We start from the raw sequence: 20,413 nt of genomic DNA on the forward strand, positions 1-20,413 counted from the left end.
CCGCCCGCTTCGCGCCCGCTTCGCGCCCGCTCAGCGCCGGGTGAAGCCGGTGATGCGGCGGACGACGAGGGCGAGGAGCACGGCGGCCACGGCCGAGATCGTGCACGCGGCGATCTCGGCGTTGATCGCCGACTCCAGCGCCGACACGAGCTCGGTCAGCGACGTGGCACGGTCGACCCCGGCCTGCGAACCGCGGCTGGCGAGGGTGGTGACGAACATGACGCACCACGCCACCCACCAGCCGAGGAGCAGTCGGGGCGTGCTGCGCACCCCCGGGCCCTGGTCGACGCCGGCCCGGGCCGCCGCCGTGCCGTGCCACAGGTCGCGCAGCGCGCGCCCACCGAGCAGCAGGTTGGCGACGGGGATGAACCAGCCACCCACGGCGAGACGGGTGCTCCGGGTGTAGACGGCGTGCGCCGACCGGTCGGAGGTCCAGAGGCGGTGCACCCAGACGACGAAGACGATGACGGTCGGCACGGCGAGCAGCATCGCGAGGCGGTAGGTCGACTCGGCCGACGTGGCGAGCTCGACGACCCGGTCGAAGTCGCGCTCGCGCACGAGCCCGGCCAGCCTGACGTCGGTGAACGCCACGGCGAGGTTGACGAGGGCCGTGAGGCCGAGGAGCACCTGCACGATGATCGCGATGACGTCGTTGGACGAGCGCCACGGGCGCACGTCGACCCCGGCACCCGGGCCGCTCGCCGTCCCGCTCGCCGTCCCGCTCGCGGTCGCGGGGAACGTTGCGGCATACGGCTGCCCGACCGGCGCGGGCAGCGTGCCGGCGACGGGCTCCGGCGCGGTCGGGACCGGGATGCCGGCATCGCGGGCGTCCGGGGTCGGCGGCACGTCGGGCGTGCCTGAGGTGGTGGGCGGCTGGTAGCTCATGTGTTCTCTCCCCTGTGAGTCGGCAGCCGGAATCTAGCGCATCGCCCGTCGCGGCCGGCCGCGCCACTCAGGCGACGGGCACCCGCCCCTCGGCCGCCGCCGCCGCGAGGGCCGCGTGGTCGCGCTCGTTCTTGTCGGCGTACGCCTCCGCGAAGTCCGCGACCGCCTTGGCGAACTCGAGGGTGTCGCCCAGGTAGGCGGCGAGCGCGCGCCGGTCGCCGGAGCGGGCGTGCGCGCGCGCCAGGGTCCAGGCCGCGATCCTGGCGAGCAGCTCGAGGGTGTCGGCGTCGAGCGCCTCGACGTCGTACCCGCCCTTCCAGTCGTGGAACTGGCGCACGTAGTAGTCCCGCGTCACGCCGTCGTCGCCCGCGGTGCGCTGCCACCCGAGCAGCAGGTCGCTGCTCGCCTGCATGAGGCGCTGGCCCTCGACGACGCGCTGCCCCTCGTTGTCCGGGCCGACGGCGGGCGCGTGGTGGGCCAGCACCGAGCGCACCGCCTCCTTCGCCTGCAGCACGAGGGGTTCGCCGCCCTCGTCGAGCAGGAGGAGCAGCCAGGCCCGGGTGCCGACGCTGCCGACGCCCACCGCCTTGCGTGCGACGTCGACGAGCCGGAACCGGTCGAGCAGGACGCGCCGGTCGGACTGGAGGCTCTCGCGGTACTGGTCGAGCAGGCGGTCGAGCCACTCGCCGAGCGCCGCGACCCGGTCGGGGGCCAGCTCCCGGATCGGGACGAGCAGGGGCGGGTCGCTGCGGAAGCGCGGCTGCCCGTCGACGGTGACGGTCAGCTTCCGCGCGGCCCGCGTCGAGTCCCGTCCGCGCGAGGCGGTGACCACCTTGCGGGCCGACGACCGCGCCGGCTTCGGCAGCGCCTTCTTCAGCTGCGGCAGGCCGGGCTGCAGCTCGACGTGGGCGTACCAGACCTCGAGCGTCGAGCGGCCCGCGAAGTCCGCCATGGCGCGCCGGTAGGCGTCGACCGCCTCCACGACGATCCTGCGCCGACGCTTCCGCCCCACGTCGTTGCCGCGCGCCGCGACGTGCAGGCTCGCGGCGAACCGCTTGACGTCCCACTCGAAGGGGCCGGGCCACGTCTCGTCGAAGTCGTTGAGGTCGAAGAGGTGACGACGCTCGGCCGAGGCGAAGAGGCCGAAGTTCGAGATGTGGGCGTCGCCGCAGAGCTGCACGTCGAGCCCGGTCCGCGGGCCGGCGCCGAGGTCGGCAGCCATGATCGCGGCCGCACCGCGGTAGAAGGCGAACGGCGAGGCGAGCATCCGGCCGTAGCGCACGGGCAGCAGCTCCTCGATGCGGCTGCTCCCCTGCTCCTGCAGGATCGCGACGGGGTCCTGACCGGGCGGCACGACGAGCCGCGCGTGCTCGCCGAGACCGGGCGGACCAGGCAGACCGGGCAGACCGGGCAGACCGGGCAGACCGGGAAGGGTGCCCACCGGGACCCTCGACTCCTGACCTCAGGCCATCGCCTTCTGCTTGAGGGTCGCGAACTCGTCGGCGGAGATGGCGCCCGAGTCGAGCAGCTCCTTGGCCTTGGCGATCTGCTCGGGCGCCGAGGTGCCGGAGCCGGCGAGCGAGCGCACGTAGTTCTCCTGCGCCTGACGGGCCTGCTCGTAGACCTTGGCCGAGCGCTCGTTCATCCCGCGGCCGCGCACGACGAGGTAGACGACGGCCGTGATGAAGGTGAAGAAGACGAGGCAGACGACCCACACGGCCTTCATGCCTCCCGACACCGACGGGTCACGGAAGAGGTCCCCGACGATCGAGAAGAGCACCATGAGGTAGGAGGCGAACGCGAAGAAGACGATGATGAACCAGATGATGTCCCAGAACGACATGGGCCGACCTCTCTCGAAAGGCAGCACCGCTCTGGTGCCCCTCCCATCGTCCGGACCACCGCCCGCGGGCGGCATCATCCCCGCGGGGTGACTCGGGCGCCGGCGCCGCGCAGCTCAGCGGTACTCGGGGTTGTGCCACCCGAAGTGCTCGCCGGAGTTCCACGCCGATCGCTGGTTGCCGTATGCCGGCACTCCCCCCGCCGCGTCGAGCATCCGCGCCAGGTGCATGAGGTTCCAGGTCATGAACGTCGTGTTGCGGTTGGTGAAGTCGTTCTCCGGTCCGCCGCTGCCCGGGTCGAGGTAGCTCGGGCCGGGCCCCGCCTCGCCGATCCAGCCGGCGTCGGCGTTGGGCGGGATCGTATAGCCGACGTGCTGGAGGCTGTAGAGGACGTTCTGCGCGCAGTGCTTGATGCCGTCCTCGTTGCCGGTGATGAGGCAGCCGGCGACCCTGCCGTAGAAGAGGTACTGGCCCTTGTCGTTGAGCATCCCACTCAACGCGTAGATGCGCTCGATGAGGCGCTTCGTCACGCTCGAGTTGTCGCCGAGCCAGATCGGGCCCGCGACGACGAGGATCTGGCTCTCGAGGATGCCGGGGTAGAGGTCCGGCCAGGCGTCGGTCTCCCAGCCGTGCTCGCGCATGTCGGGGTAGACGCCGGTCGCGACGTCGTGGTCGACGAGACGGATCTCGTCGACGCGCACCCCGTGCTCGCGCATGATGGCGGCACTCGCGTCGACGAGACCCTGGGTGTGGCTCGTCTCCGGGCTCTTCTTCAGGGTGCAGTTGACGTACGTGGCCCTGAGGCCGCTGAAGTCCCACCCGCTCGTCTCGCTCATGCGACCGACTGTCCTCTCCCGCAGTCGGATCGACAACGGGTCGAACCGGTCACATCTGCTCGGGTGCCTCCACGCCGAGCAGGTCGAGTCCGGTCGTCATGACCCGCAGCACGAGCGCGCACAGGGTCAGGCGCGACGCCTTGACCTCGTCGAGGTCGGCCTTGAGCACCGGGCAGTTCTCGTAGAACGCCGAGAACGCCTGGGCCAGGTCGAAGAGGTAGCCGGCGAGCCGGTGCGGCTCGTAGGTCGCGCCGACCTCGGCCACGACGTCGCCGAACCCGAGCAGGTGCAGGGCGAGGGCCCGCTCGTGCGGCTCGCCGAGCACGAGCGCGGCGTGCTGGTCGGCCGGGTCGAGCGCGACCTGGCGGAAGATCGAGCGGATCCGCGCGACGACGTACTGCAGGTACGGGCCGGTGTTGCCGGTGAGGGCGACCATGCGGTCGAGGTCGAAGACGTACTCGCTGTCGTGCGCGACGGACAGGTCGGCGTACTTGACGGCGCCGATGCCGATCTGGCGCGCGATGGTGGCGCGGACGTCGTCGTCGAGGTCGGGCCGCGTCTCGTCGATGACGGAGCGGGCCTTGTCGACGGCCTCCTCGAGCAGGGCCATGAGCCGCAGCGGCGCCCCGGAGCGCGTCTTGAGGATCTTGCGGTCCTCGCCGAGCACGTTGCCGATCTGCACGTGGACCGGCTTGACGCCGTCGGGCAGCCAACCGGCCTTGCGGGCGGTGTCCCACACCATGTTGAGGTGCAGCGACTGCGGCGCACCGATGACGTAGAGCACCCGGTGCGCGCCGAGGTCGCGCACGCGGTAGCGGATCGTCGCGAGGTCGGTCGTGGCGTAGCCGTAGCCGCCGTCGGACTTGCGGATGATGAGCGGCACCGGCTTGCCCTCGCGGCCCGTGTAGCCGTCGAGGAAGACGCAGAGCGCGCCCTCCGACACCTCGGCGATCCCCCGCGACTCGAGCTCCTCGCAGATCCCGGGCAGCGCGTCGTTGTACATCGACTCGCCGGCGAGGTGCAGGTCGGTCAGGGTGACGCCGAGCGTCGAGTAGAGCTTGTTGAAGTAGACCTTGGAGAGGTCGACGAGCTCGTTCCAGAGCCGCAGCGTCTCGGCGTCGCCGGCCTGGAGCAGCACGACGCGCGAGCGGGCCCGGACGTTGAAGTCGCCCGCGCTGCCGGCCGGCTCGGCCTTCTCCGCCGCGTCGAACTTCACCCGCGCGGCCTGGTAGAAGGCGTTCGGGTCGGTGACGAGCAGCTCCGACTCCGGCGACCCCTCGCCCACCTCGAGGAGGTGCTCGATGAGCATGCCGAACGGGGTGCCCCAGTCGCCGATGTGGTTCTGCCGGATGACGTGGTGGCCGAGGTGCTCGAGCGTGCGGGCGATCGAGTCACCGACGACGGTGGTGCGCAGGTGGCCGACGTGCATCTCCTTGGCCACGTTGGGGGCGGAGTAGTCGATCGGGATGTTCTGCGTCTGCTCGAGCGGCACGCCGGCCCGCTCGTCGCCCTCGACCTGCTGGAGCAGCTGGGCGAGCCACGCGTCGGAGAAGGTGAGGTTGATGAAGCCGGGGCCACTCACCTCGACGCCCTCGCAGACGCCGTCGAGCTCGAGGGCGGCCACGATCTTGGCCGCGACGTCGCGCGGCGGCATACCGACCCGCTTGGCGAGCGCGAGCGCGGCGTTGACCTGCACGTCGGCGAACTGCGACGGGCGCAGCACCGGGTCGGCCTCGCGGAAGTCGTCGCCGAGAGCGGCGGCGATCGCGGACTGGACCTTGGGCGTGATCGCCACGAGCGGTGAAACCATGCGGGCCAGTCTATGAGCGCGACGAGCGCACCTGCGCCCGGGTTTCCCCGGGCGCGGGTGCGCTCCTGCGATCGAGCGGTCAGGCGGTGGTCAGTCCGTGGTCAGGCGGTGGTCACTCGCCGTCGCGGTGGAAGCCGGCGCGGCGGGCGGCCTCCTCGTTGTAGAACCACACGTCCGGCTCGGCGTCGTCGTAGCCCTCGTCGCCGGGGCCGGTGAACGTCATGGCCTCGCGGCGGCCCTTGACGGCGTGGCCGAGCGGCTGGGCGCCGTCGTGGATCGGCGCGGCCGAGCCGAGGCCGAAGCCACCGTCGACGACCTCGTCGAACTCCGAGACCCGGCGCGAGCCCGCCTGCGCACCGGCGTCCGCACCCGTGCCGTCCGCGTCGTCGTCAGGCACCCGGTCACCCGCGGCGTCGTCGCCGACGGCCTCGGCGACCTCGTCGGTCTCGTCGCTCGCGTGGGAGTGCGGCGCCATGTCGACGTCGACCCCCTCGTCCGCCGGCTCGTCGCCGTCGTCCAGACCGGGCTGGCCGGGGGTCGTCGCCCACGGCTGGCCGCGGTGGTCGCCGGGGTCGTTGTCGGGGGTGCCGCCGGCCACGACGACGTCGTCCGCGTCGGCGAGCGCCGGCACGTCGACCTCCTGGGCCGCCGGAGCCGGGCCGTCGCCGGATGCCGTGTCGCCGGATGCCGCGTCATCCGAGGTGTCGACGGATGCCGTGTCGTCCGATGCCGTCTCGTCGGATGCCGTGTCGTCGGATGCCGTGTCGCCCGACCGGTCCGGTGCGGCCACCTCGGTCGGCTCCGGCGTGGCGTCCTGGGTCGCGGCGGAGCTCTTCGGCTCGTCGGCCGGCGCCGCGGCGGGCTCGTCGGTCGGCGCCGCGACCTGCCCCGTCGGCTGGTCGGTCGGCTGCTCGGTCGCCTCGGCGGCGTCCTGTCCTTCGGTGCTGGGCGTGCTCTGTGCCATGGCAGGAGTCCCCTCGCTGGCGGTCTCGGTGTCGGTCCCGGTGCCGGTCGACGCCGCTGTCGTCCGTTCAGTACCCACCGGGGCCTCACGCGTCCCGTCGACGCTCTCGTCGGCCGCCAGGTCGGCGGGCGGCGCGAAGGGGTTGACGGCGTCGGCGAGGTCGTCGTCCTTGTCCTCGTCGGCGCCGAGCGGCTCGTGCGTGGCCGGGGCGTCCAGACGGCGACCCTGCTCGTCGGTGCGCACGTCGGGGTCGATGCGGTCGGCCTCGCGGGCGAGCCGCTGCTGCTCGGCCGCCGCGGCCGTGGCCGCCTCGCGGTCACGGCGGGCCTGGTCCTCGAGCCGCCGGGCCTCGGCGGCCTTGCGCTCGGCCTCCGCCCGCGCCTCCGCCGCCATCTCGCCGGTCACCGACGCGCGGTCCTCCCGGCTGCGCACCTCGGCGCGACGCTCGTCGGCGCTCGCGCGCAGCTCGCCGGCCTCGAAGCGGCGCGCCTCGTGCTCGCGGCGACGCCCTGCGGCGACGAACCACCAGACGACCACCACGACGACGACGACCGCCACCGCGATCCACAGCACCGTCTTGCCCGTGTCGGACATTGCATCCCCTTGTCGAGTCGTGTCGGGCGCCGGTCCTGGCGGCCGCCTCCCCCAGAACCTACTGCCCCGCGGGCGCGACCCGGACCGTCCCGGGAGAGGTCAGGCCCCCCGGTCCGCACCCGTGTGACCGCAGGGTCACCGTGAGCCGAGTCCCAGCCGGCGCGCGGTCTCCTCCCGCATCTCGACCTTGCGGATCTTGCCCGTCACCGTCATGGGGAACTCGTCGACGATCTCGACGTAGCGCGGGATCTTGTAGTGGGCGAGCTGGCCGGTGCAGAACGCCCGCAGCGACTCCGCGGTGAGCGGCTCGGCGCCGTCCTTCATCCGGACCCACGCGCAGAGCTCCTCGCCGTACTTCTCGTCGGGCACCCCGATGACCTGGGCGTCGAGGACGTCCGGGTGCGTGTAGAGGAACTCCTCGATCTCGCGCGGGTAGACGTTCTCGCCGCCGCGGATGACCATGTCCTTGATCCGCCCGGTGATCTCGACGTAGCCGTCGTCGTGCATGACGCCGATGTCGCCGGTGTGCATCCAGCCGTCCTCGATCGCCTCGGCCGTCTTGTCGGGCTGCTCCCAGTAGCCGAGCATCACCGAGTAGCCCTTGGTGAGGAACTCGCCGGCCTGGCCGCGCGGCAGGGTCTCACCGCTCACCGGGTCGACGATCTTGATCTCGAGGTGCGGCCCGACGCGGCCGACGGTGCCGACCTTCTGCTCGAACGTGTCGTCGGTGCGGTTCTGCGTCGACACCGGCGACGTCTCCGTCATGCCGTAGCAGATCGTCATCTCCTCGATGCCGGCCGCGATGAGGCTCTTCATCAGCTCCGCCGGGCACGGCGAGCCGGCCATGATGCCGGTGCGCACGCTCGAGAGGTCGTAGTCGGCGAAGTCGGGCAGGTTCCACTCGGCGATGAACATCGTGGGCACGCCGTAGAGCGAGGTGACCTTCTCGTCCTGCGTGGCCCGCAGGGTCGCCGCGGGGTCGAAGCCCGGCGCCGGGATCACCATGCAGGCGCCGTGCGTCGTGCACGCGAGGTTGCCCATGACCATGCCGAAGCAGTGGTAGAACGGCACCGGGATGCAGACCCGGTCCTCCTCCGTGTAGTCGCAGAGCTCCCCGACGAAGTAGCCGTTGTTGAGGATGTTGCGGTGGCTGAGGGTCGCACCCTTGGGGAAGCCCGTCGTGCCCGAGGTGTACTGGATGTTGATCGGGTCGGTGTTCGCGAGGCCCGCCTGGATGCCGGCCAGCTCGCTCGCGGCGACGTCGTCGGCCCGCGCGACGAGCGCATCCCAGTCGGCGGTCCCGATGTAGACGACCCGCTCGAGCGTCTCGACCTCCTCGCGCACCTCGTCGACCATGTCGCGGTAGCTGCTCGACTTGAACGACTCCGCCGCCACCAGGGTCGAGATGCCGGCCTGCTCGAGGACGTACTTCAGCTCGTGCGAGCGGTAGCTCGGGTTGATGTTGACGAGGATCGCGCCCATCTTGGCCGTCGCGTACTGCACGAGCGTCCACTCCGAGCAGTTGGGCGCCCAGATGCCGACCCGGTCGCCGGTGCGCACGCCGACGGCCAGCAGCGCGCGGGCGAGCCTATCGACGTCGGCCTGCAGCTCGGCATACGTCCACCGCCGGCCCTGCGCGACGTCGACGAGGGCCTCGCGGTCGGGGAAGCGCGCGACCGTGGCGTCGAAGTCGTCGCCGATCGTCGTCTCGAGCAGCGCGGGCTCGGTCTCGCCGCGGGTGTGCGACAGCGTCGGGTCGAGGTCGGTCGCGGTGGCGGACGGCGAAACGGTCATCGGGTCTCCGGACGTGCGGCGGTGGACGGACGGTCTCACCCAACCCCCGCCACGGCCGCTGCGCAAGGCGTTCCGCCCCGACCCGGGTGTCGGCCGCGTCACGCGGCCCTCGGCTCCGCACCCCGCGCGCACCCCGCCCGCACCCCGTCTGCACCCCGTCCGCCCCCCGGGAAAGCGAGAGCGGCCCGCCTGCTCTCGCAGGGCGGACCGCTCTTCTTCTGTCTCAACACAGAGTGCACCCGAAGGGATTCGAACCCCTAACCTTCTGATCCGTAGTCAGATGCTCTATCCGTTGAGCTACGGGTGCAGATCCGTTCCGGAACGTGTCCGGAGGAACGAAGAGTTACCTTAGCGGGTCGGGTCGGCAGAGACGAAATCGGCCCCCGCGCGCGACCGACGGCGACTGCAAGGACTGCAAGAAAACGGCAGCCCGTCGTCGAAATTCTTGCGGTCACCACCGGGTGTGAGCCGTCTCACCGCCGCCCGGTCCGGTAGCGGCCAAAGCCACCGGTGCCGGCGCGTACCTTGAACTCATCACGTCATCTGTTCAGCATGTGGACACCTGCAGCCCCATCCGGGCTCGCGCCGGGCCACGTGGGGAACAGCTTCGAACCGGCACGACGTGGTGCCGGGCGGCACCGCGCGCGAAGGGATGGGCCCCGAGTTGACCACGACCCACGAGAAACAGACACACACGACGCACGCGGGCCTGGCCGCCTGGGTCGAGCAGGTCGCCGAGCTGACGCAGCCGCGCGACATCCGCTGGATCACCGGCACCCCCGAGGAGTGGGTGGAGCTGACCGACCAGCTCGTCGACGCCGGCACGTTCACGCGGCTCGACGAGAGCCGGAAGCCGAACTCCTTCTACTGCGCGAGCGACCCCACCGACGTCGCGCGCGTCGAGGACCGCACCTACATCTGCTCGGTCGACGAGAAGGACTGCGGGCCCACCAACAACTGGATGGCACCCGAGCTGATGAAGGCCCGGATGACCGAGCTCTACCGCGGCTGCATGCAGGGCCGCACGATGTACGTCATCCCGTTCGTCATGGGCCACCTCGACGCCAAGGTGCCGATGTTCGGGGTCGAGATCACCGACTCGGCCTACGTCGTCGTCTCCATGCTCGTCATGGCGCGCTGCGGCGACGCCGTCCTGCGCAAGATCGAGGAGACGAACGCCGACTACGTGCCTGCGCTGCACTCGGTCGGCGCCCCGCTCGCCGACGGCCAGGCCGACGTCGCGTGGCCGTGCTCCGACACGAAGTACATCGTGCACTTCCCCGAGGAGCGCACGATCTGGAGCTACGGCTCGGGCTACGGCGGAAACGCGCTGCTCGGCAAGAAGTGCTACTCCCTGCGCATCGCGTCGGCGATCGCGCGCGACGAGGGCTGGATGGCCGAGCACATGCTCATCCTCAAGCTCACGTCGCCGAAGGGCTCGGTGCACTACGTCGCGGCGGCCTTCCCCTCCGCGTGCGGCAAGACGAACCTCGCGATGATCACCCCGACCGTGCCCGGCTGGAAGGCCGAGATGGTCGGCGACGACATCGCGTGGATGCGCTTCGGCGAGGACGGGCGGCTGTATGCCGTCAACCCCGAGTTCGGCCTCTTCGGCGTGGCCCCGGGCACGGGTGCCTCGACCAACCCCAACGCGATGGCCACCATCGAGAAGGGCAACTCGGTCTTCACCAACGTCGCCCTGACCGACGACGGCGACGTGTGGTGGGAGGGCATGACCGACGAGCCGCCGGCGCACCTGACCGACTGGCACGGGAACGACTGGACGCCTGAGGACGGCAAGGCCGGCACGCTCTCGAGCCACCCGAACAGCCGCTTCTGCACGCCGGCGTCGCAGTGCCCGATGATCGCGCCGGAGTACGACAACCCCGACGGCGTGCCGATCGACGCGATCCTCTTCGGCGGCCGCCGCAAGACGACCGTGCCGCTCGTCTACGAGTCCCGCGACTGGCAGCACGGCACCTTCATCGGCGCCACCCTGTCGTCCGAGACGACGGCTGCGGCCACCGGCGCCGTCGGCGTCGTGCGCCGCGACCCGATGGCGATGCTGCCCTTCATCGGCTACCACGCCGGTGACTACATGAACCACTGGCTCGAGATCGGCAAGAGCGCGGACGCGTCCAAGCTGCCCCGCATCTTCGGGGTCAACTGGTTCCGTCGTGACGAGGAGGACGGCTCCTTCCTCTGGCCCGGCTTCGGTGAGAACAGCCGGGTGCTCAAGTGGGTCATCGAGCGCCTCGACGGCGACGCCGATGCCGTGGAGACCCCGATCGGGTTCGTGCCGACCGAGGGCGCCATCGACATCGACGGGCTCGACATGACGCCCGAGCAGGTCGCCAAGGCCATCCGGGTCGACGCGGCCGACTGGGCCAAGGAGCTGCCCCTCATCCAGGAGTGGTTCGACAAGTTCGGCGAGCAGCTCCCCGCGGAGCTGTGGGCCGAGTTCGACACCCTCAAGGCGCGGGTCGGCCAGGGCTGACCCGACCACCGAGGATCGCTCCACCCGCCGCCGCACCGGCGCGGACGACGTGATGCGGGGCCCGGCACCGTTGCGGTGCCGGGCCCTGCCACGTGCAGCGGGGTACGTGTCACCCATGAGCGACCAGACGGCCTACACGCGTGACGAGTCCGAGGCGGAGCGGATCGACCGCAACTTCGGAGAGCAGCTGCAGGAGCTGCGCATCGCCCAGGCGGGCGTGCAGATCCTGTTCGCCTTCCTGCTGACCGTGCCGTTCCAGCAGCGCTTCACGATCCTCACGGACCTGCAGCGCACCATCTACGTCGGCACGCTGCTGGCGCTCGCCGTCAGCGTCATCACCTTCACGGCGCCCGTCGCCATGCACCGGACGCTCTTCCGCAAGGGCCTCAAGGACTTCCTCGTCACCTACACCGACCGGCTCATGATGGTGGGTCTGCTGACGCTCGGGCTCGGCATCGTCGGCGGCGTCGTGCTCGTGCTCGACGTGCTCCTGTCGCACACGGCCGCCCTGTGGATCGGTGGGGCCCTGCTCGTGTTCGGCCTCGCGCTCTGGGTGGCCGTGCCGCTCTCGAAGCGCGACCTGGCCCGGCGCAACGTCGAGGCGGGCAGCGAGACCCCTGCCTGAGCGCCGGGGTCACCATCCCGGGGACGGGCGGGGACGGTAGGGACGGCATACGACAGAAGGACCCCGACGGCGACGCGTCGGGGTCCTTCGGTGTGGTGCTGGCGGAGGCGGCGGGATTTGAACCCGCGAGAGGTTTTATCCTCAACCCGCTTAGCAGGCGGGCGCACTAGGCCACTATGCGACGCCTCCGTGCCCGGATCGAGACCGCCGAGGCGGCGTCGGATGCACGGGCGGACACAGGCTACCGGCACGAGCGGGCCCCGCCCAAACCGGGTCCCTCCGGCACCCCGATGCGGCGACGCCGGGGGCGATGAGGTATCGCGCGAGGATCCGGGGCACAATGTCCTGTCGGCTCGTGCGCGCGAGCGGATGAGAGAGGACTCCATGACCAACCCGAACGCGCGAGGTCAGGCTGACGGCCAGACCCGCGACACGCTGCGTCGTGAGCTCAGGTCGGGCTTCCGACGCGCCGTCGGACTCACCGCTCTGGGCACCGTCGTACCCGGTGCCGGCCTGACCCGGACGCGCAGCCGCAAGGCCGGCTGGACGATCCTCGTGCTCGCGGTCCTCGCCCTCGGGGTCGGCGCGTCCTACGTCGTGCGCGCGGGCGCCACGAACGCCGCCCTGGCCGTCGTCTCGCGCCCCACCGTGCTGCAGGTGCTCGCGGTCCTCTTCGTCGTCGGCGGCATCCTCTGGTGCGGCTCGATCATCCTCACGGCCGTGCAGTCGCGCCCGACCCGGCTCGACCGCACGCGCACGCGCCTGCTCGCGGCGTTCACCACGATCATGGTGTTCCTCGTCGCCGGCTCCTCGTTCAAGTTCGCGGAGTACGCGACGATCACCAAGACCACCGTCGCCCAGGTCTTCGGCACGACGCCCGTCAAGCCGGGCGTCGGAGCGCAGGTCTCGGAGGGCGACGACCCGTGGGCCGACCAGGCCCGCGTCAACATCCTGCTGCTCGGCTCCGACGCCGGCGCGGACCGCATCGGCATCCGCACCGACTCGATGATCCTCGCGAGCATCGACACGAAGTCCGGTCGCACGGCACTGATCTCCATGCCCCGCAACCTGCTGAACGCGCCCCTCTCACCCGAGAGCCCGCTGCTCGCGCGCTACCCGTCGGGCCACTTCGGACAGCCCAACCGCACCTGCTCGCAGGGCCCCGGGCAGTGCATGCTCACCAACCTCTACGTCGAGGCCGAGACGTACGCGAAGAGCCACCCCGGCTCCTACCCGACCGGTGAGGAGCCCGGGCGCACCGAGATCCGCGGCGCGGTCCAGGAGATCACCGGCCTCAAGGTCGACCAGATGGTCGTCATCGACCTCAAGGGCTTCTCGCAGCTCATCGACGCCATGGGCGGCCTCGACATCAACGTCAAGCTGAGCGGCTACGGCACCAAGCTGACGATCGGTGGCGCGCACGACGCGTCCGGGCGCCTCTACGGCGTCAAGGGGTACTTCGAGCCGGGCCGCCAGCACCTCGACGGCTGGCACTCCCTCTGGTACGCCCGCACCCGCGCGGCCGACAGCGACACGTACCGCCAGATGCGACAGCGCTGCGTCGTGCAGGCGATCGTCAACCAGGTGAACCCCGCCTCGATGGTCAGCAAGTACCCCGAGATCGCCAGCATCCTCAAGAACAACATCTACACCGACATCCCCGGCCAGAACCTGCCCGCCTTCGTCGACCTCGTCGAGCGCGTGCAGAAGTCGAAGATCAACAGCGTCGCCCTGACCCAGGCCCAGGGCGTCCTGTCGGGGAACCCGGACTACGACCTCATCCGCAGGCTCGTCCAGAAGGGGATCGCCCCGCCGAAGGCGACGCCGAAGCCGACGAAGACGAGCACGCCGACGAAGACGACGACCTCGGCTGCCGACGCCTACGAGACCTGCTGAGCCGCGCCGACGGGCAGGGTCCCGGTGACGAACGAAGCCCCCGGCCGACGGCCGGGGGCTTCGTCACAAACGACGGGTTGGTGTCGCTCGTTGCTGTGGATCTCGAGTGATCAGAGCGGGCGAACTGCGTCGGCCTGCGGGCCCTTCGGACCCTGCGTGACCTCGAACTCGACTCGCTGCGCCTCGTCCAGCGAACGGTAGCCGTTCGACTGGATGGCCGAGTAGTGGACGAAGACGTCGGGGCCGCCGCCGTCCTGGGCGATGAAGCCAAAGCCCTTCTCAGCGTTGAACCACTTGACGGTGCCCTGTGCCATACGGGTGACTCTTCCTTCTCTAGCGTGTGGGACAACGCACCTCGCGCCTCCCAAGCTGCCGCCGTGACTCCACTCGACGGGCGGACCCACCGACGTCGAAAAGAAATCCCGTCATCGTTGCGGATGACGGGCGCCTGCTCGACTGCTAGGAACTGCAACTGCAACCGCGACGAACCTAGCAGAATACCGCGCCTCGGTGAGGGGCGATGACCGCCTTTTTCCACCGCTCAGGCGGGCTCGCCCTCGGCCCGTCGAACGGTCCCCCGCAGGGCCAGTCGGGGCGGCCGGTCACCGCGGATCGTGGCCACCATGTCGACCACCCGACGGGTCGCGCGCACGTCGTGCGCGCGGAACACCGTGGCCCCGAGCCACGCCGCCACCGCCGTCGCCGCGAGCGAGCCCTCGAGCCGCTCCTCGGCCGGCAGGTCGAGCGTCTCGCCGACGAAGTCCTTGCGCGACATCGCTTGCAGCACGGGGTAGCCCAGCGCCACGACGTCGGCGGTGTGCCGCAGCACCTCGAGCGAGTGCGCCGTCGTCTTGCCGAAGTCGAGGGTGGGGTCGACGAGGATGCGCTCCTTCGGTATGCCGGCGCGCTCGGCCGCCCGCGCACCCTCGGCGAGCGTGCGCACGACGTCGCGCACGACGTCGAGGGGGTCGTCGCCGTAGCTGACGTCGACGGGGTCGGTCCGGGGCGGGAGTCCGCCCGTGTGCGAGATGACGTAGCCCGCCCCGATGCGCGCGGCGACGTGGACGAGGTCGCGGTCGTGGCCGGCCCACGTGTCGTTGACGAGGTCGACCGTGCCGGCGGCGGCGAGCGCGACCTCGGCCCGCCACGTGTCGAGGCTGAGGATGACGTCGGGGTGCGCCGCGCGGGCCCACTCGAGGAACGGCACGACCCGCCGGATCTCCTCGTCGGCGTCGACGACCTCACCCTCCTGGCCGGCCCGGACGCCACCGACGTCGACGAGGTCGGCGCCCCGCTCGACCGCGTCGGCGAGCGCCGCCTTGGCCGAGGCCAGGTCGGCGTGCCGGTTGCCGCTGAAGAACGAGTCGGGCGTCCGGTTGACGATCGCCATGACGGCGGGCGCGGCGGCGTCGAACCGCCTGCCGCGCAGCACGAGCGGGCTCGGTTCCGGCAGGTCGAGCGGGGCCAGCGCGCCGAGGATCTCGGTGGTGGACGGGCCGCGGTCCGGGCCGGAGGGTCTGCTCACACTGTCGTATCTCACGCGGTCCGCCGCAGGTCAACGGGTGTCAAGAGCATGGTTGCAGAACTGTTATGATTGCGGAGCAGGCCTCGTCCGCGGCCCAACCACGCTCCCGGTCGGGTCGCGGACGGTCTGCCGGTCCTGATCGTCCCGGAATGACGATCGACCACCGAGCCCCCAACGACGAATCGGCGGGGGCTTTGCCATGCAAGGAAACTGAATACCGCCATGTCGTACATCGTGTCGTTCTTCGCAGCGATGAACCGCCCGTCCCGCACCCAGCTGGTCGGTCAGTACAACTCCAGCACGACGTTCGAGGAGCGCCTCGGCCTCCTCTGACCACCATGAACGAAAGGGACTCCGGATCACCGGAGCCCCTTTTTTCATGCCCGGATGCCGCCGGCCGCCCCGACGGACCGCCACCAGCTCCGCGCCGAACCTGTCCCCAGCACGCCACCGCCGACGTACGCCGTCTCGTGGCGGTCCGTCGGTACGCGGATCCACGGCCGGCGGAGGGCGTGGGACTCCGCGCCTTCGGAGCCCTGCGCGGAGGGCGTGGGATTCGAACCCACGATGGGTTTGACCCCATAGCGGTTTTCAAGACCGCCGCACTCGGCCACTATGCGAGCCCTCCAGTGTCCGCGGAAGTCTAGCCGCGGAGCGCCCCGGCATCGGCACCGGTGGCACGACGAAGGGCCCCGACCTCGTGAGTCGGGGCCCTCGTCGAGCCGGGCGGGAGCGGCGCCGGCGGCTCGGGTCAGATGTAGATGGCGGGGTCGACCCAGTGGTCGGCGGGGTCGCGCCGGGGGAAGCGCACGACGGCAGGGATGCCGGTCGCGACCGCCCCGGCCGGCACGTCCTTGACGACGACGGAGTTCGCGCCGATCTGGACGTCGTCGCCCACGAGCACCGGCCCGAGCACCCCGGCACCGGCGCCGATCGTGACGCGGTTGCCGACGGTCGGGTGGCGCTTGACGTGCGCGAGCGAGCGTCCGCCGAGCGTGACGCCGTGGTAGAGCATCACGTCGTCACCGACCTCGGCGGTCTCGCCGATGACGACACCCATGCCGTGGTCGATGAAGAAGCGCCGGCCGAGCCGCGCGGCGGGGTGGATCTCCACGCCGGTCACGGCGCGGGCCGCCGTGGCGAGCACCCGCGCCGGCAGCCGACCACCTGGCCGCTTCCACAGCTCGTGGATGCCTCGGTGAGCCCAGATGGCGTGCAGGCCGGGGGAGGTCAGCACGACCTCGAGGCGCGAACCCGCCGCGGGGTCGCGCTCGATGGCGCCGTCGACGTCCTCGCGGACGCGGTCGGCCACCTTGCGCACGACACCTAACGGTCCGGCATACCTCGTCGGCGGCACCGGCCCGCCCGGCGCGGCAAGGGGCGTCTCGGTGACGGGTGGCGCGCCGGGCACCTCGGTGGGTCGCTCGTCACGCACGAGCGCCAACGGGGGCTCGGCGCGGTCGACGTCGCGACCCAGGGGTCGGGCGGTGCTCATGGGCGGTCTCCCAGCGGGCCGACGTCAGTCGACGAGCCCTTCGAAGAGGATGGTGGACAGGTAGCGCTCGCCGAAGGAGGGGACGATGACGACGATCGTCTTGCCCTTGTTCTCCTCGCGCTGGGCGACCTGGACGGCCGCCGCGATGGCGGCGCCCGAGCTGAGGCCGACGAGGAGGCCCTCCTCCGTCGCGGCCCGGCGCGCCCACGCCACCGAGGTCTCGGCGTTGACGTCGATGACCTCGTCGTAGACCTCCGTGTCGAGGATCTCGGGGACGAAGTTGGCGCCGATGCCCTGGATCTTGTGCGGGCCCGGCTGGCCGCCGTTGAGGATGGGCGACTCCTCCGGCTCGACCGCGATGATCTGCACGCTCGGCTTGCGGGCCTTCAGCGCCTGGCCGACGCCCGTGATGGTGCCGCCGGTGCCGATGCCGGCCACCACGATGTCGACCTCGCCGTCGGTGTCGTTCCAGATCTCCTCGGCCGTCGTGCGGCGGTGGATCTGCGGGTTCGCCTCGTTGGCGAACTGGCGGGCGAGCACGCCGCCACGCTCGGCGACGATCTCGTCGGCCCTGGCCACGGCGCCCTTCATGCCGGTCGACGGGTCGGTGAGCACGAGCTCGGCGCCGAAGGCGCGCAGCAGCGCGCGGCGCTCCTTGCTCATCGACTCGGGCATCGTCAGGACGACCTTGTAGCCGCGCGCCGCGCCCACCATGGCGAGCGCGATGCCGGTGTTGCCCGAGGTCGCCTCGACGATCGTGCCGCCCGGCTGCAGCTCGCCGCTCGCCTCGGCGGCGTCGACGATGGCGACACCGATGCGGTCCTTGACCGAGTTGGCGGGGTTGTAGAACTCGAGCTTGGCGGCGACGGTCGCCTCGGCTCCGTCGGTCACCTTGTTGAGGCGCACGAGCGGCGTGTTGCCGATGAGCTTCGTGACGTCGTCGTGGATCGGCATGGCTGGTGGCCCTCTCGTCGTGTGGCGTCTGGCGTCTGGGACGTGGACAGGTGCTGCGTTCCGATTGTCGGCGACAACCGGATACCCGTTATGCATATTCCAACATCCCGTTATCCCCGTCCACCGGCGCCCATGATCCGGGCGGGTCGACGACGGTTCGGGACGAGCGTCACGTCGCGACGGCCGTCACAATCACTAAGCGCTTGCTCACACGTCAGTAGACTCGCCGCCATGAGTGCCCTCCAGATCGTCGCCGCCGTCGTCTGCCTCGGCGTCACGGCCGTCGCCGTCGCCCTGCTCGTCCGGACGGTCAACCACTTCCTCGCGACGTTCCGGCTGGGCCAGCCCGAGGACCGCGGTGACGACAAGGGCGCCCGCACGCGCACCCTGCTGCGCGAGTTCCTCGGCCACACCCGCATGTCGCGGCTGCCGGTCGTGGCCATCGCGCACTGGTTCACGATGGTCAGCTTCGGCGTCCTCTTCTTCACGCTGCTCAACGCGTTCGGGCAGCTCTTCTCGCCGGAGTTCGTGCTGCCGGTCATCGGCCACTTCTTCCTCTACGAGTGGATCACCGACTTCTTCGCCTTCGCCGGCTTCATCTCGATCGTCGTGCTCATGGCGATCCGTCAGAAGAACCACCCGCGCTCGGCCGCCGGCGACGACGGCCGCCGCAGCCGGTTCTTCGGCTCCACCTGGTGGCAGGCGTACTACGTCGAGCTGACGATCCTCGGCGTCACCCTCTGCATCGGCCTGCTCCGCGCGCTCGAGTGGACGCTCGCCCGCAAGACCGGCACCGGCATGGACACCGCGCTGCACTTCCCGCTGACCGGCTGGATCGGCAACCTCTTCACCGGCCTGTCCGTCGGCGCCGTCGAGAACCTCATCGTCGTCATCGCGGCGATCAAGATCCTCATCTCCTTCGCGTGGATGATCACCATCGCGCTGCAGCCGACGATGGGCGTGGCCTGGCACCGCTTCCTCGCCTTCTTCAACATCTTCTTCAAGCGCCATGCCGACGGCCGCACGAGCCTCGGCGAGCTGCAGCCGATCAGGGTCGACGGCAAGCCGCTCGACTTCGAGGACGTCGACGAGCTCGACGAGGACGCCGCGCTCGGTGTCGGCAAGGTCGAGGACTTCACCTGGAAGGGCCTGCTCGACTTCACGACGTGCACCGAGTGCGGCCGCTGCCAGAGCCAGTGCCCGGCGTGGAACACCGACAAGCCCCTCTCGCCCAAGCTGCTCGTCATGACGCTGCGCGACCACGCGCACGCCAAGTCGCCGTGGCTGCTCGCCTCCGAGGAGGTGCGCGCCGGCGGCATCGAGTCGGCCGAGGGCTTCAGCGACGCCACGAAGGGCGCCGTCGCCACCGAGTCGCTCGTCGGCGAGACCGGCTACGACATCCGCCACCCCCTGCAGGCGTACAACCCGCACGGCCCCGACGCCGTCATCGACGAGGACGTGCTCTGGTCGTGCACCACGTGCGGCGCCTGCGTCGAGCAGTGCCCCGTCGACATCGAGCACGTCGACGCCATCGTCGACATGCGCCGCTACAAGAACCTCATCGAGTCGGCCTTCCCGGCCGAGCTCAACGGCCTCTTCAAGAACCTCGAGAAGAACAGCAACCCGTGGGGCCTCGCGCCGCGGCTGCGGATGGACTGGGCCAAGGACCTGCCCTTCGAGGTCAAGCAGGTCGGCCAGGACGTCGAGAGCCTCGACGAGGTCGACTACCTCTTCTGGGTCGGCTGCGCCGGTGCCTACGAGGACCGCGCCAAGAAGACGACCCGCGCCGTGGCCGAGCTGCTCCACACGGCCGGCGTCAGCTTCGCCGTGCTCGGCGACGGCGAGGCGTGCACGGGCGACTCGGCCCGCCGCGCCGGCAACGAGTTCCTCTTCCAGATGCTCGCGCAGCAGAACGTCGAGACCCTCAACGAGGTCGGCGCGACGAAGATCGTCGTCACCTGCGCGCACTGCTTCAACACCATCAAGAACGAGTACCCGCAGCTCGGCGGGCAGTACGAGGTGCTGCACCACACGCAGCTGCTCAACCGCCTCGTGCGCGAGAAGCGCCTGACGCCCGTGGCCCGCCCCGGCGACGCGTCGTCGGCCGGCACCCTGACCGGTGCCGCCTCGACGGGCGCCAAGGTGACCTACCACGACCCCTGCTACCTCGGCCGGCACAACCAGGTCTACGCCCCGCCGCGCGAGCTGCTCCAGATCCTGCCCGGTGTCGAGTACGCCGAGATGGAGCGCAGCAAGGAGAAGTCGTTCTGCTGCGGCGCGGGCGGCGCACGCATGTGGATGGAGGAGAAGCTCGGCACGCGGATCAACACGAACCGCACCGAGGAGGCCCTCGCGACGGGCGCCGAGCGCATCGCCGTCGGCTGCCCCTTCTGCAAGGTCATGCTCTCCGACGGGCTCAACGCCGCCATCCAGGACGGCAACGCCACCGACGCCGTCGAGGTCGTCGACGTCGCGCAGATGCTCCTCGCGGCCGTGCGCCGCGGCGACGACGGCGACGCGACCGCCGAGGCCGTCGCGCCCGAGCCCGAGCCCGCACCCACCGCCTGAGGGTCCACCCGGCATCCCGCCTCCGGGCAGGTATGCCGGGTGGCCCGCCCGGCCACGCTGCGCGCGGTCTGCGACCGTTGCGTGAGAACGCTCTCACCACCCCTTGACGCGGTGCCACGGCGGCAGCAG

The 20,413-nt window shown here is 71.0% G+C and carries 15 protein-coding genes and 3 tRNA genes; 4 read left to right on the forward strand and 14 right to left on the reverse strand.

All coding sequences use genetic code 11. The features are described from left to right. Nucleotides 1-30: 30 nt before the first annotated feature. The 8 genes from ABT295_RS12925 to ABT295_RS12960 all read right to left on the reverse strand — a co-directional run bounded on the left by ABT295_RS12925 (nt 31) and on the right by ABT295_RS12960 (nt 9,031). Nucleotides 31-885 carry a DUF4328 domain-containing protein gene (locus ABT295_RS12925; protein ID WP_352394819.1) on the reverse strand — a complete coding sequence of 285 codons (855 nt, stop codon included), beginning with the start codon at nt 883-885 and terminating at the stop codon, nt 31-33. 67 nt (nt 886-952) lie between these two features. After that, nucleotides 953-2,326, reverse strand: a complete 1,374-nt coding sequence (locus ABT295_RS12930; RefSeq protein WP_352394820.1) for a DUF2252 domain-containing protein — start codon at nt 2,324-2,326, stop codon at nt 953-955. 21 nt (nt 2,327-2,347) lie between these two features. Continuing rightward, on the reverse strand, nt 2,348-2,728 hold the full coding sequence (locus ABT295_RS12935) for an SHOCT domain-containing protein (RefSeq protein ID WP_352394821.1): 381 nt from the start codon (nt 2,726-2,728) through the stop codon (nt 2,348-2,350). 114 nt (nt 2,729-2,842) lie between these two features. Beyond that, nucleotides 2,843-3,562 carry a flavodoxin family protein gene (locus tag ABT295_RS12940; RefSeq protein ID WP_345508026.1) on the reverse strand — a complete coding sequence of 240 codons (720 nt, stop codon included), beginning with the start codon at nt 3,560-3,562 and terminating at the stop codon, nt 2,843-2,845. Nucleotides 3,563-3,611: 49 nt separating this feature from the next. Then, nucleotides 3,612-5,372 (reverse strand): arginine--tRNA ligase, encoded by a 1,761-nt coding sequence (argS, locus tag ABT295_RS12945; RefSeq protein ID WP_352394822.1) that lies wholly within the window; start codon nt 5,370-5,372, stop codon nt 3,612-3,614. A 112-nt stretch (nt 5,373-5,484) separates the two neighbouring features. Beyond that, complete coding sequence (locus ABT295_RS12950) at nt 5,485-6,930, reverse strand: sunset domain-containing protein (RefSeq protein ID WP_352394823.1); 1,446 nt, start codon at nt 6,928-6,930, stop codon at nt 5,485-5,487. Between the two features lie 135 nt (nt 6,931-7,065). Further along, entirely contained in the window at nt 7,066-8,724 is a 1,659-nt protein-coding gene (locus ABT295_RS12955) for an AMP-binding protein (RefSeq protein WP_352394824.1), read from the reverse strand. Between the two features lie 234 nt (nt 8,725-8,958). Continuing rightward, nucleotides 8,959-9,031: transfer RNA gene (locus ABT295_RS12960), tRNA-Arg, on the reverse strand. Between the two features lie 345 nt (nt 9,032-9,376). On the opposite strand from ABT295_RS12960, the gene ABT295_RS12965 reads away from it, so the two are divergent. Together ABT295_RS12965 and ABT295_RS12970 are read left to right on the forward strand one after the other, a co-directional pair. Then, nucleotides 9,377-11,221, forward strand: coding sequence for a phosphoenolpyruvate carboxykinase (GTP) (locus ABT295_RS12965; RefSeq protein ID WP_352394825.1), 1,845 nt, complete (start codon nt 9,377-9,379; stop codon nt 11,219-11,221). Between the two features lie 115 nt (nt 11,222-11,336). Then, nucleotides 11,337-11,846 (forward strand): DUF6328 family protein, encoded by a 510-nt coding sequence (locus tag ABT295_RS12970; protein WP_345508021.1) that lies wholly within the window; start codon nt 11,337-11,339, stop codon nt 11,844-11,846. A 99-nt stretch (nt 11,847-11,945) separates the two neighbouring features. On the opposite strand, the gene ABT295_RS12975 is transcribed toward ABT295_RS12970, so the two are convergent. Continuing rightward, nucleotides 11,946-12,035 (reverse strand) — tRNA-Ser (locus tag ABT295_RS12975). A 195-nt stretch (nt 12,036-12,230) separates the two neighbouring features. Between ABT295_RS12975 and ABT295_RS12980 the strand changes: the two genes are divergently transcribed. After that, nucleotides 12,231-13,742, forward strand: coding sequence for an LCP family protein (locus ABT295_RS12980; RefSeq protein WP_352394826.1), 1,512 nt, complete (start codon nt 12,231-12,233; stop codon nt 13,740-13,742). A gap of 110 nt (nt 13,743-13,852) precedes the next feature. Here the strand turns inward: ABT295_RS12980 and ABT295_RS12985 are convergent, their stop codons facing one another. The 5 genes from ABT295_RS12985 to cysK all read right to left on the reverse strand — a co-directional run bounded on the left by ABT295_RS12985 (nt 13,853) and on the right by cysK (nt 17,716). After that, a complete protein-coding gene (locus ABT295_RS12985) occupies nt 13,853-14,056 on the reverse strand; it encodes a cold-shock protein (RefSeq protein ID WP_013491183.1) in 204 nt (67 codons plus the stop codon). 227 nt (nt 14,057-14,283) lie between these two features. Next, on the reverse strand, nt 14,284-15,222 hold the full coding sequence (gene folP / locus ABT295_RS12990) for a dihydropteroate synthase (protein WP_502991176.1): 939 nt from the start codon (nt 15,220-15,222) through the stop codon (nt 14,284-14,286). Between the two features lie 586 nt (nt 15,223-15,808). After that, nucleotides 15,809-15,895: transfer RNA gene (locus ABT295_RS12995), tRNA-Ser, on the reverse strand. Nucleotides 15,896-16,018: 123 nt separating this feature from the next. Beyond that, on the reverse strand, nt 16,019-16,762 hold the full coding sequence (gene epsC / locus ABT295_RS13000; protein ID WP_352394828.1) for a serine O-acetyltransferase EpsC: 744 nt from the start codon (nt 16,760-16,762) through the stop codon (nt 16,019-16,021). Nucleotides 16,763-16,786: 24 nt separating this feature from the next. Next, nucleotides 16,787-17,716, reverse strand: a complete 930-nt coding sequence (cysK, locus tag ABT295_RS13005) for a cysteine synthase A (protein ID WP_352394829.1) — start codon at nt 17,714-17,716, stop codon at nt 16,787-16,789. Between the two features lie 231 nt (nt 17,717-17,947). On the opposite strand from cysK, the gene ABT295_RS13010 reads away from it, so the two are divergent. Beyond that, complete coding sequence (locus ABT295_RS13010) at nt 17,948-20,284, forward strand: heterodisulfide reductase-related iron-sulfur binding cluster (RefSeq protein ID WP_352394830.1); 2,337 nt, start codon at nt 17,948-17,950, stop codon at nt 20,282-20,284. Nucleotides 20,285-20,413 lie beyond the last annotated feature (129 nt).

Source organism: Terrabacter sp. NPDC000476, assembly GCF_040300125.1.
In the GTDB taxonomy this organism is placed as follows: Bacteria; Actinomycetota; Actinomycetes; order Actinomycetales; family Dermatophilaceae; genus Terrabacter.